The 14287-nt window shown below is 69.7% G+C and carries 11 protein-coding genes; all 11 read right to left on the reverse strand.

Annotated features, from left to right (window positions below; all coding sequences use genetic code 11):
* Positions 1-50 precede the first annotated feature (50 nt).
* Positions 51-2228, reverse strand: coding sequence for a hypothetical protein (locus ACIBK3_RS22730; protein ID WP_399368908.1), 2178 nt, complete (start codon positions 2226-2228; stop codon positions 51-53).
* 189 nt (positions 2229-2417) lie between these two features.
* Entirely contained in the window at positions 2418-3917 is a 1500-nt protein-coding gene (locus tag ACIBK3_RS22735; protein WP_399368090.1) for an SDR family NAD(P)-dependent oxidoreductase, read from the reverse strand.
* A 294-nt stretch (positions 3918-4211) separates the two neighbouring features.
* Positions 4212-5762 carry an alkaline phosphatase D family protein gene (locus ACIBK3_RS22740; RefSeq protein WP_399368092.1) on the reverse strand — a complete coding sequence of 517 codons (1551 nt, stop codon included), beginning with the start codon at positions 5760-5762 and terminating at the stop codon, positions 4212-4214.
* A gap of 322 nt (positions 5763-6084) precedes the next feature.
* Positions 6085-7521: a GTPase ObgE gene (obgE, locus tag ACIBK3_RS22745; protein WP_399368094.1), complete on the reverse strand. Its 1437-nt coding sequence runs from the start codon at positions 7519-7521 to the stop codon at positions 6085-6087.
* 104 nt (positions 7522-7625) lie between these two features.
* A complete protein-coding gene (gene rpmA / locus ACIBK3_RS22750) occupies positions 7626-7880 on the reverse strand; it encodes a 50S ribosomal protein L27 (RefSeq protein ID WP_030675396.1) in 255 nt (84 codons plus the stop codon).
* Positions 7881-7894: 14 nt separating this feature from the next.
* A complete protein-coding gene (gene rplU / locus ACIBK3_RS22755; RefSeq protein ID WP_030601628.1) occupies positions 7895-8215 on the reverse strand; it encodes a 50S ribosomal protein L21 in 321 nt (106 codons plus the stop codon).
* Positions 8216-8425: 210 nt separating this feature from the next.
* Positions 8426-9034: a dTDP-4-dehydrorhamnose 3,5-epimerase gene (gene rfbC / locus ACIBK3_RS22760; protein WP_399368096.1), complete on the reverse strand. Its 609-nt coding sequence runs from the start codon at positions 9032-9034 to the stop codon at positions 8426-8428.
* Between the two features lie 10 nt (positions 9035-9044).
* The gene (locus ACIBK3_RS22765; protein ID WP_399368098.1) at positions 9045-11060 is read right to left on the reverse strand and encodes a glycosyltransferase family 2 protein; all 2016 of its coding nucleotides are present in this window, start codon (positions 11058-11060) and stop codon (positions 9045-9047) included.
* The gene (rfbD, locus tag ACIBK3_RS22770; protein ID WP_399368100.1) at positions 11057-11980 is read right to left on the reverse strand and encodes a dTDP-4-dehydrorhamnose reductase; all 924 of its coding nucleotides are present in this window, start codon (positions 11978-11980) and stop codon (positions 11057-11059) included. Before rfbD ends, ACIBK3_RS22765 begins: the two co-directional genes overlap by 4 nt.
* Positions 11981-12134: 154 nt before the next feature.
* Complete coding sequence (gene rfbB, locus ACIBK3_RS22775) at positions 12135-13142, reverse strand: dTDP-glucose 4,6-dehydratase (RefSeq protein WP_399368102.1); 1008 nt, start codon at positions 13140-13142, stop codon at positions 12135-12137.
* Complete coding sequence (locus tag ACIBK3_RS22780) at positions 13139-14206, reverse strand: glucose-1-phosphate thymidylyltransferase (RefSeq protein WP_399368103.1); 1068 nt, start codon at positions 14204-14206, stop codon at positions 13139-13141. Before ACIBK3_RS22780 ends, rfbB begins: the two co-directional genes overlap by 4 nt.
* Positions 14207-14287: the final 81 nt, after the last annotated feature.

Below are 14287 nucleotides of genomic sequence, written 5' to 3' on the forward strand. Positions count from 1 at the left end.
TTTTCGAGGATCACTCCTCGAAAACCGGGCCCTGAGGGGAAAACGCCGGGTCAGCCCGCCGTCACACCGTCCGCCTCGCCCGCCGCCGACGACGACGAGCCCGGCGCGGGCACCGCGTTCATCAGCTCGGCCTGGGCCTCAGCGGCCTCGGTGGCCGCCTCGGCCGCTCCGGCGTCCACCTCTCCGGCGTCCACCGGTGCTCCGGCCGCCGTCCGGGACTCCTGGCCGGCGTTGCGCATCTCGGCCTTGATCGCGAGGTTCGCCACCGCGGTGTTGAACTGCTCGATGGAGGGCGGCTCGTCCGGGCCCAGCAGGTACTGCTTCAGCTCCTTGCGGTCCTCGGCGAGCGGGTCGGCCGCCGGATCACGGACCGCGTCCAGCAGCGCGCCCAGCTCGGCCGCGCTGTTGGAGAGGATCACCGCCGCGCGTACGGCCGTGTTCTGCCGCTTGAACTCCTCCGCGCCGACCTCGGCGGAGTCGGTGACCGCGTACGGCTTGCCGCTGGCGATGAAGTCGGAGACCACGCTGGAGATGTCGGAGACCATCGCGTCGGACACGTTGAAGCAGTCGTACAGGCGCGGCTCGGCGCCCGTGATGACCCGGTGCTCCCAGGCGGGGAAGGACCGCCAGTACGTGTCGTTCCACTCGGCGCGCAGCCGGGCGATCTCCTCGTGCTTCTTGACGTCGACCACGCCGTCCCGGGTGGCCTCGGCCTCGTCGCCCTTGTCGCCGCCCTTGCCGACCAGCTCGGCGATCCGGGCATCGATCCGGGCCAGGTCCGCCTTGGCCTGCTCATGGGCGGCCGCGTCGGTCGTGAAGCGCGGGTCGGCGGCACGCTGGGCGGCGGCCTTCTCCACCAGGGCGGTGATCCGCCGGTGAGCGGCGGAGGCCTGGGCGCTGACGGTGCCGGTGAAGGGGTGCGGCTTGTACAGGACGCGGACCGGCGGGTCGGCCTTCACCAGCTTCTTCACGATGTTCTCGCCGGCCAGCACGATCGAGGTGTTGCCCGGGTTGTCGTCCCAGCCCTCCCAGGTGGGCGCGTACAGCACCGTGGGGCAGCGTCCGTCAGCGGCTGCGCCGCGGGGACCCTCGTGCTTTTCAGGCACGCCCTGCCAGGTCTGGATGGGCGCCAGCTGCGGGCGGCCGACCTCGACGATGTCCTCGTCGCGGACACCGACGTCGGCGATGGCGTAGCGGTCGCGGCCGGCGCGGCCGGCGGTCCACACCTCGTCGTACACCTTGCTGAACGGGTTGACGCTGGCCAGCTTGTCGCTGTCGCCGTGGCCGATGAAGACGTGCTTCATGGTCGGCACGCGCAGCATGTGGATGTTCTTGCCGACGTTCGCCGCGTACAGCGTCACGCGCACGGTGGACAGGTCCATGTTCATCAGGTGCACCCCTCCGGGCACGCAGATGACGGGGACCGTGGTGGGCGCCAGGTTCTGCAGTATGACCCGCTCACGCAGGATGACCAGCGGCCTGGAGTCCAGCTGCTCCATGGTCTCCAGCCACATGTTGACCTGGTAGGCGGAGTCCTTGGACCCGGAGAAGTACAGCACCGTCTCCGGCTTGTACTCGCCCAGCCAGCCGTCGACCGCGGTCAGGACATTCGCGGCGTTCGGCGGGATCTTCGCACCGCGCACGTACGGCACCAGCGCGAGGACGTACAGGGAGCCGAGGACCAGCGTGACGCCGATACCGACGAAGCCGGCCACGGCGGAGTCCAGCTCCGCGGAGACGAGTATGCCGACCACGGCCGCGAGGTCGATGTGGAGCATCTTCTCCGCCGACCGGTTGAGCAGTCCCTGCGGCGGGGCGTCCGGGATGCGGATGCGGGAGGCCAGGTCGACGTTGCGGGTGGCGACCGGCATCCGGCGACGGTTGCGGATCAGGGTCACCAGAGCGCCGTGCGGGGCCTGGAGGCCGTAGAACGCGATGAAGCAGGCGGTCGCACCGTAGAAGACCAGGCTGTCCGAGAGGGCGAGGCGGGCCAGCAGCAGGATCAGCAGGAGCTGTCTGATCAGGAAACGGATCGACAGGCCTGCGCGCACCTTGCTGAGGCGGTTGATCAGATAGCTGCCCTTGCGGTGCAGATAGTGGTCCGCCAGGTACGTCACGGCGGTCGCGGCCGCGAAGGCGGGAACGCTCGGGACGAGCGCGGCCAGCATGAGGCAGGGATAGCCCAGCATCATGAGGACCGCCGCGGCCAGCTCGGCCGCGCTGCCCACCCGGGCGACGCGAATAGCGGTGGTTATCACGGAGAACCTGCTCTGGGAGGGGTGCCTGGTGTGAATACCGAAAAAGTCCGGAAAGCGGATGGTGAGGACTCCTGGAATTTTACGGACTCAGGCCCCTGTGAATGCACCGGAAACGGGCACCCACAGAGGCCTGAAGAACAGAGAAATATTTGCTCGCGATTATGCCACGCCGTCCTGGCGGTCCAGGACACTGGCCAGGGCCGCGTCGAAACCGGACGCCTGGCCGGCCGACGCCGTCGGGTCCTGCTGGCGGACGTCGATGACGTGCCCGGTCAGCTCGGACAACAGCACGTCGAGCGAGGTGCGGGCCACCGCCTCGGAGGACAGCAGGCTGCCCGCGGGCTCCTGCCCGAAGGCCTTGGTGCGCATGGGCGTGGCGGTGCGCTCCGGGTTGATGCAGTTCACCCGGATGCCGTCAGCGGCCCACTCGTCGGACAGGGCCTGGGTGAGGTTCACCATGGCGGCCTTGGTCGAGGAGTAGAGGCTGTACTCGGCCCGGCCGCGGGTGTAGCTGCTGGAGGTGTACAGCAGCAGCTGGCCCTTGGTCTCGGACAGGTACTTGTACGACGACCGGGCGATCTGCACCGGGGCGAGGTAGTTGACCTTCAGCGCTTCCTCGATGGTCGCGTTGTCGGTCTCGGCGAGCTTGCCGATGCGCAGCACACCGGCGGTGTTGACCACGTAGTCGATGCGCCCGGTCTCGGCGTACGCCTTGGACAGGGCGTCGTCGACCTCCTCCGGGTTCTCGACGTGGGTGCCGGTGGTGGAGCGGCCCAGCGCGTACACCTTGGCGCCGTAGGACTCGGCGAGTTCGGAGATGTCCTTGCCGATGCCGTACGAACCGCCGAAGACGACGACCGTTTTGCCGGTCAGCAGCTGACGGTAGGCCTCCTCGCCGTTCTGCTCCGGCGCGGCCGTCGAGGCCAGCTGGAACAGCTTGTCGGCGATGAAGACGTCGACCGGCTGGGTGACCTTCATGTTGTACTCGTCGCCCGCCACGACGTGGATCGGCACGTCCGGCAGGTACTTGAGTACGACGGAGCAGTCGTCCGTGGCCTGGAAGTTGGGGTCGCCGGCGGCGACCTCGTAGGCCCGGCGGATCGTGGACAGCTTGAACGCCTGGGGCGTCTGGCCGCGGCGCAGCCGGGAGCGGTCCGGGATCTCGGTGATGAACTCGCCGTCGTCGCCGTGCTTGCGCGTGACGATGATGGTGTCCGCGGACGGGATGGCGACGTCGACGGCCTGGTAGCGCTCCAGCGCGATGACGCAGTCGTCGATGACGCGCCGCGACAGCAGGGGGCGTACGGCGTCGTGGAACAGGACGTTGACGTCCTCGCCTTCGGCCAGCCCCTCGCCCAGGGCCGCGATGGCGCGCTCGGTGGTCTCGTTCCGGGTGGAGCCACCCTCGATGATCTTCTTGACCTTCTGGAACCCGGCCTTGGCGACGATCTTCTCGATGTCGGGCACATAGCCCGGCGCCATCAGCACGATGATGTCGTCGATCGAGTCGGCCTGCTCGAAGGTGGTCAGGGTGTGCTCGATGACCGCCTTGCCGGCGATCTTCAGCAGCTGCTTGGGGATCGACAGACCCACGCGCTGGCCGGTGCCACCCGCCAGGATCACTGCGGTGGTACGGGGCTTGTCTATGCGCTGTGACACAGGTTGACCTACCTTGGGGCGACAGGGAACGGGGAAATGGTCCCACTCCTGGTTACCGCAGTGCAAGGTGAGCGCCGTTCACTGCATATGTGCGCGCAACCTGTCATTCACCTTCCACCGCTGGTGGCAGCGGTGGAACGGACCGCCCCGGGAAGCCTACACCTCACCCGTCGCTGTGAGTAACTCCACAGGCGCCCGCCATCGCTGAGCGTGACGCCCGGCGATGGCGGAGTCCCCTGCCCTGCCTGCCCTGCCTGCTTTCCTGCCCTGTCGGCCTCGTCTGCCTCGGCTGCGTCAGACGAGCCGCACGCCCGGCCTGCCCGCGTCCACCCGCAGCCTGGCCAGCGTGCTGGGCGTGGACGTCGGCTTGAGCACCGAGTCGACGACCCGGACCTGCGCGTCGATGCGGTCACGGTGGACGTCGAAGAGGTGGTAGCCGCGGTGCGCGTCGATCAGCTTCCAGTGCGGGTTGTCCGGCATCCGCGGGTCCCACTCCTTGTGGAAGGCCGCGTGGTCCTGGTCGCCGTTGCTGGAGATGGAGGTGCCGACGAACTCGGCGCCGACGACCGCGGAGTCCGGCTTCGCGTAGTCCTCCTTGAGGTCGCTGATCATCGTCAGATGACGGTCGCCGGACAGCACGACCGGGTTGCGGACGCTCTTGAACTCCTCGAGCAGCGCGTTGCGTTCGGCCTGGTAGCCGTCCCAGGCGTCGTAGAACCAGAGCTTGCCCTCGCCGATCTGCAGGTCGGTCTCGGCCATCATTATCTGAGAGGCGATCAGGTTCCAGCGGGCGGACGAACGGTGCAGCCCGTCGAGGAGCCACCGCTTCTGCCAGGCACCGAGCATGGTCAGACCCGGGTCCTGGGCACCGGCCTGGCTGGTCGCCTGGTCGCTTCGGAACTGCCGGGTGTCCAGCACGTTCAGCCGGACCAGACGGCCGAACGCGAGGCGGCGGTACATCTGCATGTGCGGCCCGTTCGGCACGGCCGTCGCGCGCACCGGCATGTGCTCGTAGTACGCCTGGTAGGCCGCGGTCAGCCGGTCCACGAACGGGTCGTGCGGCTGCTTGTCCGGGTCCTGCGGGATCTCGCCGGCGAAGTCGTTGTCGACCTCGTGGTCGTCGAAGGTGACCACGAAGGGGGCGCTCGCGTGCATCTCCGCGAGGTCGGGGTCGCTGCGGTACTGGGCGTACCGGTTGCGGTACTGGGTGAGGCTGTACGGCTCACCGGTCCCCTCGTGCCGCCGTACGGCCGTCGCCGAGGGCGCCGACTCGTAGATGTAGTCGCCGACGAACACGACCACGTCCGGATCCTGGGCCAGCATGTCGGCGTACGGCGTGAAGTAGCCCTGCTGCCAGTTCTGGCAGGAGGCGAGCGCCACCCGCAGGCCGTTGCCGGAGCTGGTCCTCGCCGGGGCGGTGCGGGTGCGGCCGGTGCGCGAGAGCTGACCGGCGGTGCGGAAGCGGTACCAGTACGTACGGCCCGCACGCAGCCCCCGTACATCGACGTGAACGCTGTGCCCGTACATGGGCCGGGCGAGGGCGGTGCCCCGGCGGGCGACCTTTCTGAACCGCTCGTCCTCGGCGACCTCCCACTGCACGGGCACCGTGGCGTCCGGCATGCCGCCGCCGGCCAGCGGATCGGGAGCCAGTCGCGTCCAGATCACCACACCGTCCGGCAGCGGGTCACCGGAGGCCACGCCGAGGCTGAACACACCGTCAGGCAGTGCGGTCGCGGCCGCTCGGGCGGTGCCCGGCAGCCACAGCTGGGCGGAGGACGCGGCGCCGAGTACGGCGGCACCCGCGGCCAGGAATCGGCGTCGGTCGGACGATACTGCTCCGGTCATCGGGCGAACTCCCCTGCCTCGCACGTCTCTTGGACCTTTGGAAGCTCGCCCGCCGGTCGGTCCGCCCGCTGAACACAAGCCATCGCGTGCATGACAGATGGGCAGACAACAGTGGACCCGTTGCGATACGGCAACCACACCATGAACGTGAGTTGATCACAACGGGTCTCACGGGTCGTCAGTTGACGTGCTGAACAGGGCTGTTCAGGCCAGCGGTTACACCCGTTCTCCGTACAGACGGGCCGGTACGGGCAGAAGTACCAGCACAGCGGGAAGAGCCGCTACGACGGAAAGCGCCAGTACGGCCAGAAGCACCAGACGCCTAGAACGGCTCGAAGTCGTCGAACTCCTGTGCTGCCTCGTCCCGTTCCGCCTGCTTGTCGCGGCGGCGCTGCGCGGCCGGCCGGGGTGCCTCGAAGCGGTGGTCCTCGCCTCGGCGGCCGAGCATCTCGGCGCCGGTCATCATGGAAGGCTCCCAGTCGAACACGACCGCGTTGTCCTCGGGGCCGATCGCGACACCGTCGCCGGCCCGGGCGCCCGCCTTCATCAACTCCGTTTCCACGCCGAGGCGGTTGAGGCGGTCGGCGAGGTAGCCGACGGCCTCGTCGTTGGAGAAGTCGGTCTGCCGCACCCAGCGTTCGGGCTTCTCGCCGCGCACCCGGAACAGGCCGTCCTCCTCCTGGGTGACGGTGAAGCCGGCGTCGTCCACGGCCTTGGGACGGATGACGATCCGGGTCGCCTCCTCCTTGGGCCGGGCGGCCCGCGCGTTGCCCACCAGCTCGGCCAGCGCGAACGACAGCTCCTTCAGCCCCATGTGCGCCACCGCCGACACCTCGAAGACGCGGTAGCCGCGGGCCTCCAGGTCCGGCCGCACCATCTCGGCGAGGTCCTTGCCGTCCGGTACGTCGATCTTGTTCAGGACGACGATGCGGGGACGGTTGCCGAGGCCGCCGTACTCCTTGAGCTCCGCCTCGATGATGTCGAGGTCGGTGACCGGGTCGCGGTCGGACTCCAGGGTGGCCGTGTCCAGCACGTGCACCAGCACACTGCACCGCTCGACGTGCCGCAGGAACTCCAGGCCGAGGCCCTTGCCCTGGCTGGCGCCGGGGATGAGCCCCGGGACGTCGGCGATGGTGTACACGGTCTCGCCCGCGGTCACCACACCCAGGTTCGGCACCAGGGTCGTGAAGGGATAGTCCGCGATCTTCGGCTTCGCCGCGCTCAGCACCGAGATCAGCGAGGACTTGCCGGCGCTCGGGTACCCGACCAGCGCCACGTCGGCGACCGTCTTCAGCTCCAGGACGATGTCCTGCAGGTCCCCCGGCTCACCGAGCAGCGCGAACCCGGGCGCCTTGCGGCGGGCGGAGGCCAGCGCCGCGTTGCCGAGGCCGCCCCGGCCGCCCTGCGCGGCGACGTACGACGTCCCGTGCCCGACCAGGTCGGCGAGCACGTTGCCCGCCTTGTCGAGGACGACCGTGCCGTCCGGCACCGGCAGCACCAGGTCCTGGCCGTCCTTGCCGGAGCGGTTGCCGCCCTCGCCGGGCTTGCCGCTGGTGGCCTTGCGGTGCGGGGAGTGGTGGTACTCGAGGAGGGTGGTGACGGACTGGTCGACGGTGAGGACGACGTCACCGCCGCGTCCGCCGTTGCCGCCGTCGGGCCCGCCGAGCGGCTTGAACTTCTCACGGTGGACGGAGGCACAGCCGTGGCCTCCGCTACCCGCGGCGACATGCAGCTCGACGCGGTCCACGAAGGTGGTCATGGGATGTGCCTCCAGTTACGTACGGGATTGTTCTTCGATCAACACGCGAAAGGCGGACCCGCTTCCCGTGAGGGAAGTGAGGTCCGCCTCGCGAAAGCTTCCGATCAGGCGACCGGCACGATGTTCACGACCTTGCGGCCACGGCTGGTGCCGAACTCCACCGCGCCCGGCAGCAGAGCGAACAGCGTGTCGTCGCCGCCACGGCCGACGCCCGCGCCCGGGTGGAAGTGGGTGCCGCGCTGGCGGACCAGGATCTCGCCCGCGTTGACGACCTGACCGCCGAAACGCTTCACGCCGAGGCGCTGAGCGTTGGAGTCACGACCGTTACGGGTGGACGATGCGCCCTTCTTGTGTGCCATCTCTCCTCAGTCCCTTACTTCGCAGCCGCGGGGATCTCAGTGACCTTGATCGCCGTGTACTGCTGGCGGTGGCCCTGACGACGGCGGTAGCCGGTCTTGTTCTTGTAGCGAAGGATGTCGATCTTCACACCCTTGTGGTGGTCCACGACCTCGGCCTGCACCTTGATGCCGGCCAGGACCCACGGGTCGCTGGTCACAGCTTCGCCGTCGACAACGAGCAGGGTCGAGAGCTCGACCGTGTCGCCAACCTTGGCAGTGGAAATCTTGTCAACCTCAACGATGTCGCCGACAGCAACCTTGTGCTGGCGACCACCGCTGCGCACGATGGCGTACACGCGGATCTCACTCTCTCGCTCGGGAACGGCACCCCCGCAGTCCAGCCGCACGACACACGAGCAGCCTCTCCTGAGCACCCAGTGCCCTGGAGGAAGAGGTTTACGGGGATGTGACGCGTCTGTGGACACGCCGACGGTCCAGGTTACGGGGCCGCGGCCGAACGGGTCAAACCGGGGCTGCGGCCGGGCCGCACCGGACCCACGGCCCGGTCAGCTCGGGGCTGTTCCGGCGGCGAGGCTCTCCCGGTAGGCCACGCACTCCTCGTAGGACGGCAGCAGTCCCTGCTCGCGGGCCTCGGCCAGGGTGGGCGCCTGCTCGTCCTTGGCGGAGAGCAGCGGGGCGACGTCCGCGGGCCACTCGATGCCCAGGGCCGGGTCGAGCGGGTGGATGCCGTGCTCACGCTCGGGGGCGTAGCCCTCGGAGCAGAGGTAGACCACGGTGGCGTCCTCGGTGAGCGCCATGAAGCCGTGGCCGAGGCCCTCGGAGAGGTAGACCGCGTGGTGGTCCTGGTCGTCGAGGCGGACCGCCTCCCACTGGCCGAAGGTGGGCGAGCCGGTCCGGATGTCCACGATCACGTCGAGGACCGCGCCGCGTACGCACTTGACGTACTTGGCCTGGCCGGGCGGCACGTCCGCGAAGTGGATGCCGCGCAGGGTGCCCCGGCTGGAGACGGACATGTTGGCCTGGGCCAGGGTGAACGAGTGACCGGCCGCCTCGGTGAAGACGGGTGCCTTGAACCACTCGTGGAAGCTGCCCCGGCCGTCGGGGAAGACCTTCGGCTCGTGCACCCAGGCGCCGGAAAGGGAAAGGGGTCGCATCGCAGGGTCCTCAGCTCTTCTTGTGCTGGTTCGTCAGGGCGCGCTTGAGGCGCCCGGCGGCCCGCCGCCACAGCGGACGCGGGGCGGGCTTCTGCTGCCCGGCGGACTTCTGCTGCCCGGCGGACTTCTTCGCGGACGTGGCCGGCGGGGTGTGCCGGTCGATCACCCGGGCGGCGCCGGCGGCGTCCACCACCACGTCGACCGGGAGCCGGGTCCAGCGTGCCTCACCGCGGGCGGCCGACGGCACACCGATCCGGACCGCCCAACGGCGCCCGGTGAGCTGCTCCAGCGGGAGCGGGGCACTCACGGTACGGCCGTCCGCCACGGCGTCGGCGGGGAACTTGCCGACGTTCTTGCGCTCGAAACGGAGCCGCACCGGGTCACCGTCGTCCGCCGCGAGGTGCAGCGGCAGCGGGAGCCGGACGGTGGAGCCGTCGACCACGGCCGCGGCCGGGTCCATCAGCGCCACCGCCTCGCGTTCCAGCTTGCCGGTGTGCTGGTCGACGTCGAGGGAGAGATTGCCCGGCCCGTCGGTCCAGTACGGCAGCACCAGCCGCCGCGGCTCGCCGGTGAGCGCGGCCACCCGCTGGGCCTCCACGTCCTCGCCGCGCACCGCGCCGAGCCGGGTCTCCTTGCTCCAGCCGCAGGACTTTATGCGCAGGTGCAGGTCCCAGATGCCCTTGGCCAGGGGCGCGCCCGCGGCCGCGGTCTCCGGGTCGAGCACGGCGCGTGCGCTGATCCGCTGCCGGAAGGAGCCCTCGCCCGCCTCCAGGCGGTGCAGGTCGCAGGTGACCGGGAGGTAGTACTGGGTGGCGTCCTCGCGGTGGCGGACCACCAGGTCCACGTCGCTCTTGCCGACCGGGGCCTCCAGGCTGATGTTCTGGCCGGTCAGCGCCTCCAGCGCCTTGTCTGAGAGCGGCAGGCCGAGAAGGTCGCGGTCGCCGTCCCGGCGGAAGGTCATCGGGGCGCCGTCGACCTCGTACTCGGCGTCGAAGCCGATGGACAGCACGCCTGACTCCCAGGCCAGACAGGACAGGCTGCCGGTGGGCTTGATGCCGGCCTCCCAGCGGGCGAGTTCCCGGATGTCCTGGTAGAGGTCGGCGGCGATCAGTCCGGCCACCACCCGCTGGGTGGGGGCGACCCTGGCGAACACGCCCGGCCCGAAGCGTTCGGTGACCACACCGCGGATCTCGCGGTACAGCTCCTCGGCGTAGTCCTCGGGGAGCTTCAGCAGCCGGGCGCCGCGCAGCCGTTCGACCATCTCGTTGCGCAGCCAGCGGCTGTAGAGCTTGTCGCGCAGCGGGCCGGGCTCGGTCAGCGACTCGACCACGTCGAGAGCCTCGCGGAGGTTGGTGAAGTAGCCGACCGGGTCGAAGCGCTGGAAGCCGGCGTTGGAGCCGTCGTCCCGGGTGATGTGGTAGTAGCACAGGTAGTCGCCCAGGACGGCGACGCTCTTCGCCCGCAGGTACGCCTCGGCGACGAAGACGTGGTCCTCCAGCCGCCGGCGGCCCTCCTTGAAGCGCATGGAGTGCTCGTTCAGGAACTCCCGGCGGAACATCTTGTGCGGGGTGAGGCTGTCGATCAGCGGCGCGTTCTCCACCGTGGCGCGCGGCCGGTTGACCCGGAACAGCTCCTGCGGGACCGGGCGGCCGATGCCCGCCATCTTGCCCACGACCACGTCGGCGTCGTTCGCCTTGCCGTAGTCGTACATCCGCTCCAGGGCCTCGTCGCCGAGCCAGTCGTCGTGGTCGACGAACATCACGTACTCGCCGCGGGCGGCGTCGATGCCGGTGTTGCGGGGGCGGCCGGACCAGCCGGAGGACTCCTGGTGGATGACGTGGAAGTGGGGGTGCTCGGCCGCCAACCGGTCCAGCCGGGCGGGCGTTTCGTCGGTGGAGCCGTCGTCGACGAAGAAGACCTCGAACTCGTCGGGGGTGAGGCTCTGCCGCAGCAGGGACGAGACGCAGTCCTCGACGTACTTGCCGGGGTTGTAGACCGCGATGACGACGCTGACCTTGAGTGTCACGCCGGGTTCTCCTTCTCGTGGACCCGGTGGATCTCCGGGAACGCCTCGGTGAGGGCCGCGCGCCAGTCGCGCAGCGGCTCGATACCGGCCGGCCCGAAGCGCTCGTGGCCGAGCACGCTGTAGGCCGGGCGGGGAGCGGGGCGGGTGAACGCCGCGCTGGTGGTGGGGCGAACCCGGTCCGGGTCGGTGCCGAGCAGGCGGAAGATCTCCCGGGTGAAGCCGTACCAGGTGGTCTCGCCGGAGCTGGTGCCGTGGTAGATCCCGGCCGGTGCGGTACCGGCCAGGGCTCCGCGGCCCAGGTCGAGCAGCAGACCGGCCAGGTCGGCGCTCCAGGTGGGCTGGCCGCGCTGGTCGTCCACGACGTCCAGGGTCTCGCGCTGGCCCGCCAGCCGGATCATGGTGCGGACGAAGTTGGGGCCGCCCGCGCCGTACAGCCAGGCGGTGCGGACCACGTAGCCGCGCTCCGGGAGGGCCTTCAGGACGGCCTGCTCACCGGCGAGCTTGGTGCGGCCGTACGCGCTGCGCGGGTCGGTGGGGGCGTCCTCGGCGTACGGGGTGGTGGCGTCGCCGGCGAAGACGTAGTCGGTGGAGACGTGCAGCAGGACCGCACCGGTCGCGGCGCAGGCGGCGGCGAGGTGGGCGGGGCCGTCGCCGTTGATGCGCAGCGCCTCGGCCTCCTGGGTCTCGGCGTCGTCGACGGCCGTCCAGGCCGCGCAGTTGACGACCACGGCGGGGCGGTGGCGCTCCAGCGCCCGCTGGACGGCCGCGGGGTCGGTGAGGTCCAGCGCGGCGCGGTCCAGCGAGACGGACTGCTCGCCCTCGGCGGCCAGCCTGGCCAGCACGTCCTGGCCGAGCATGCCGCCCGCTCCGGTGACCAGCCAGCCGGCCGGAGCGCTTGCCCGTCCTTGGGTCGGATTCATGCCTTTTCTTCGTCCTCTGTGGGGAGTGGCGCGGGGGTACGGGACGGCCCGGGTGTGCGGGACGGTACGGGCCTGCGTGGGTGTCCCGGGCGGGCCCGGGACGCGGCAACGGGCCCGGGGTGGACCCGGGCCCGGAGCGACGGCCGGCGGCGCGTCAGCTGAGGGCCGCCCGTTCCTTCAGCGGTTCCCACCAGGCGCGGTTGTCGCGGTACCACTGGACGGTCTCCGCGAGGCCCTGCTCGAAGCTCTTGCGGGGCTCGTAGCCGAGTTCCTCGCGGATCTTCGTGCAGTCGACGGAGTAGCGGCGGTCGTGGCCCTTGCGGTCCTCGACGTACTCGACGCTGGTCTCCCAGTCGGCGCCGCAGGCCTTCAACAGCAGCCCGGTGAGCTCCTTGTTGGAGAGCTCGGTGCCGCCGCCGATGTTGTAGACCTCGCCCGCGCGGCCCTTGGTGCGGACCAGTTCGATGCCCTGGACGTGGTCGTCGATGTGCAGCCAGTCGCGGACGTTGCCGCCGTCGCCGTACAGCGGGACCTTCTTGCCGTCGAGGAGGTTGGTCACGAAGAGCGGGATGACCTTCTCGGGGAAGTGGTGGTGCCCGTAGTTGTTGGAGCAGCGGGTGACGCGGACGTCCAGGCCGTGGGTGCGGTGGTACGACAGCGCGATCAGGTCACTGGACGCCTTCGCCGAGGAATACGGCGAGTTGGGCTCCAGCGGGTGCGTCTCGGGCCAGGAGCCCTCGTCGATCGAGCCGTAGACCTCGTCGGTGGAGATGTGCACGAAGGTCTTGATGCCGGCCCGGTGCGCCGCGTCGATGAGCGTGTGGGTGCCGACCACGTTGGTGCGGACGAACTCCGCGCCGCCGTCGATGGAGCGGTCGACGTGCGACTCGGCGGCGAAGTGCACCACTTGGTCGTGCTCGGCCATCAGCTTGCCGACCAGCTCGGGGTCGCAGATGTCGCCCTGCACGAAGGCGAACCCGGGGTGCGCGCGCACCTCGTCGAGGTTGGCCGGGTTGCCCGCGTACGTCAGCTTGTCCAGGACGGTGATCGCGACATCACCGGGACCCTCGGGGCCGAGCAGCGTACGGACGTAGTGCGAGCCGATGAAACCGGCACCGCCGGTCACGAGGATGCGGGTGGGGGGAGAAGAGGGCGCCGTCATGAAGAGATCTGAACCTTGCTGTGATCACCGAGCACGAGCCGGTGGGCCTTCGGGTTACGGGGAGCGGGCGTCACCTCGACATCACGCCCGATGAGCGAGGCCTCCACCCGGCGCACGCCGGTCACGGACGAACCGCGCAGCACGATGGAGTACTCGATTTCGCTGTCCTCGATCCGGCAGTCCTCCGAGACGGAGGTGAAGGGACCGATGTACGCGTCGTTGACCACCGAACCGGCGCCGATGATCGCGGGTCCGACGATCCGGCTGCCGCTGACGCGGGCACCCTCCTCGATGCGCACCCTGCCGATGATCTCGCTGTCCTCGTCCACCGTGCCCGCGTTCAGCGGCTCAACGGTCTCCAGGACGGACCGGTTGACCTCCAGCATGTCGGTGACGTTGCCGGTGTCCTTCCAGTAGCCGGAGATGGTGGTGGAGCGGACGTCGCGCTGCTGGTCGATCAGCCACTGGATGGCGTGCGTGATCTCCAGCTCGCCGCGCCAGGAGGGCTCGATGGAGCGGACTGCCTCGTGGATGGCGGGGGTGAACAGATAGACGCCGACGAGCGCCAGATCGCTCTTGGGCTGCTTCGGCTTCTCCTCCAGGGCCACCACCCTGCCCTCGCCGTCGAGTTCCGCGACGCCGAAGGAGGTCGGGTTGGGAACCTTGGTCAGCAGGATCTGCGCGTCGGGCCGCTCGGCGCGGAACTCCTCCACCAGTGAGGTGATGCCACCGACGATGAAGTTGTCACCGAGGTACATCACGAAGTCGTCGTCGCCGAGGAAGTCCTGGGCGATGAGGACGGCGTGGGCGAGGCCCAGCGGCGCCTCCTGCGGGATGTAGGTGGCCTTGATCCCGAACCGGGAGCCGTCGCCCACCGCCTCGCGGATCTCGTCCGCGGTGTCCCCGACGACGATGCCGACCTCGTCGATCCCCGCGTCGGCGATCGCTTCCAGGCCGTAGAAGAGCACAGGCTTGTTGGCGACCGGCACCAGTTGTTTGGCCGAGGTGTGGGTGATCGGGCGGAGGCGGGTGCCCGCTCCCCCCGAAAGCACGAGAGCCTTCACGTATTGCGCCCCAATACTGTGCAATTACGGGGATAAAAATCCCGGCTTGTCTGAATTTAGCGTCAATCTTGGCTCACATCA

Source organism: Streptomyces sp. NPDC050287 (assembly GCF_044459385.1).
Classification (GTDB): domain Bacteria; phylum Actinomycetota; class Actinomycetes; order Streptomycetales; family Streptomycetaceae; genus Streptomyces.